This is a genomic window from Nocardia wallacei (assembly GCF_029868745.1).
GTDB classification, from domain to species: Bacteria; Actinomycetota; Actinomycetes; order Mycobacteriales; family Mycobacteriaceae; genus Nocardia; species Nocardia wallacei_B.
This window is the reverse complement of sequence record NZ_JARWOP010000109.1, coordinates 1-1,878: the sequence shown is the minus strand read 5'-3', so window position 1 is coordinate 1,878 and position 1,878 is coordinate 1. Positions and strand designations below refer to the sequence as shown.

Annotated in this window: 4 protein-coding genes; all 4 read left to right on the top strand. The window is 69.3% G+C overall.

Features of this window, described 5'->3' with window-relative positions; translation table 11 throughout:
- Positions 1-594: translation initiation factor IF-3 (gene infC / locus QH470_RS08370; RefSeq protein WP_280271701.1), on the top strand; the 594-nt coding region annotated here is incomplete at its 5' end.
- Positions 595-663: 69 nt separating this feature from the next.
- Positions 664-858 carry a 50S ribosomal protein L35 gene (gene rpmI / locus QH470_RS08365; RefSeq protein ID WP_280271700.1) on the top strand — a complete coding sequence of 65 codons (195 nt, stop codon included), beginning with the start codon at positions 664-666 and terminating at the stop codon, positions 856-858.
- Positions 859-924: 66 nt separating this feature from the next.
- Complete coding sequence (gene rplT, locus QH470_RS08360; protein WP_187683876.1) at positions 925-1,305, top strand: 50S ribosomal protein L20; 381 nt, start codon at positions 925-927, stop codon at positions 1,303-1,305.
- Positions 1,306-1,312: 7 nt separating this feature from the next.
- Positions 1,313-1,878, top strand: a 566-nt coding sequence (locus QH470_RS08355; protein ID WP_280271699.1) for a TrmH family RNA methyltransferase, incomplete at its 3' end; no start/stop codon positions are given.

Genomic DNA, 1,878 nt, shown 5'->3' with positions numbered 1-1,878 from the left:
GGGGGGGTGGTGGGGGGTGTGGTGGTTTTTTATTTCCAAACCCGGGCGGCCGGGGTGCTTTTTTGTTTTGGGGGGGGGGGCGCGCGGCCGGCCCCACCGCCGGTCTGCAAGATCATGGACTACGGCAAGTTCAAGTACGAGACGGCGCAGAAGGCGCGCGAGTCCCGGAAGAACCAGCAGCAGACCGTGATCAAGGAGCAGAAGCTCCGTCCGAAGATCGATGACCACGACTACGCCACCAAGCGGGGCCACGTAATGCGGTTCCTCGAGGCCGGGTCGAAGGTCAAGGTGACGATCATGTTCCGCGGTCGCGAGCAGTCGCGGCCCGAGCTCGGCTTCCGGCTGCTGCAGCGGCTGGCCTCCGACGTGGCCGACCTCGGCTTCGTGGAGACCTCCGCCAAGCAGGACGGCCGGAACATGACGATGGTCCTCGCGCCGCACAAGGGTGCGAAGACGCGGGTGAAGGCGCAGCAGACGGCGTCGCAGTCGCAGCAGGGCACCGTGGCCGGTGGCGGTTCCGCCGGTGGTCCGGCGCCCGCGCGGCCCGCCCCCGGACCGGCGCCCGCGCCGGAAGCCGAAGCGGCCGCCCCGTAGTAGAACCGAACAGCACCGGTGGTAGTGCGGCTTCGCGCTGCCACCGGCACGAGACAGATTGAGGAATCCATGCCGAAGATGAAGAGCCACAGCGGCGCGTCGAAGCGCTTCAAGGTGACGGGCAAGGGCAAGCTGCTGCGCCAGCAGGCCAACCGCCGCCACCTGTTCGAGTACAAGTCCAGCCGCCGGACTCGTCGTCTGGAAGGCACCGTGTCTGTCGCCAAGGCCGACGTCCCGCGCGTCAAGAAGCTGCTCGGTATCTGAGTAAGCCCCGCCAACCCCGACCACTCGGGCGCCGCGAGCGCCCCACGATCGAACAAGGACTGACCAGTGGCACGCGTCAAAAGGGCCGTCAACGCTCAGAAGAAGCGCCGTTCCATCCTCGAGGCCTCCAAGGGCTACCGGGGCCAGCGCTCTCGCCTGTACCGCAAGGCGAAGGAACAGCAGCTGCACTCGCTCACCTACGCCTACCGGGACCGCCGGGCGCGCAAGGGTGACTTCCGCAAGCTCTGGATCGCCCGCATCAACGCGGCGGCCCGCGCCAACGACATCACCTACAACCGCTTCATCCAGGGTCTGAAGGCCGCCGGCGTCGAGGTCGACCGCAAGATCCTCGCCGAGCTGGCAGTGTCGGACGCCGAGGCGTTCGCCGGCCTGGTCGCAGTGGCGAAGGCGGCCCTCCCGGCCGACGTCAACGCCCCCGCCGCCTGATCCGGGCTTGACACAGCACTTTTCGAAACGACCCGCGGACGCGCCTCTCTCGGAGCGCAATCCGCGGGTCGTTTCGGCTGTCAAGCTGCATCGGGGCGCGCAGCGGCGCAAGACCGGGTTGTTTCTCGCCGAGGGTTCGAATTCCGTTGCGGCGGCGTTGGATACGGGACGAGTGGAGGAGCTGTTCTTCTCCGGTCGGGCTGCCGAGCGGGAGCATGAGCTGGTGGCTTCGGCCGCGGCGTCGGGGGTGCGGACGACGCTCGTAAACGACCGCGCCGCTGAGCAATTGGGGGAGACGGTGACACCGCCGGGGCTGGTCGCTGTGTGCCGTCAGGTGGATGTGCCGCTGGCACAGGTACTTCGGGCTGGCTCCGAGGCTGATTCCCCAAGCACGGCACCCACGTCCGCGAAGCTGCTCGCCGTGCCCGTAGAGATCTCCGACCCCGGCAACGCCGGCACCCTGATCCGCGTCGCGGGCGCCCGCGGGGCCGCCCCCGGGGGGGTGGGGGGGGGGTGGGGGGTGCCCCCCCACCCCCAAATGGGGCGCGCCCGCGGCCGCGGGCGGTTTGACCG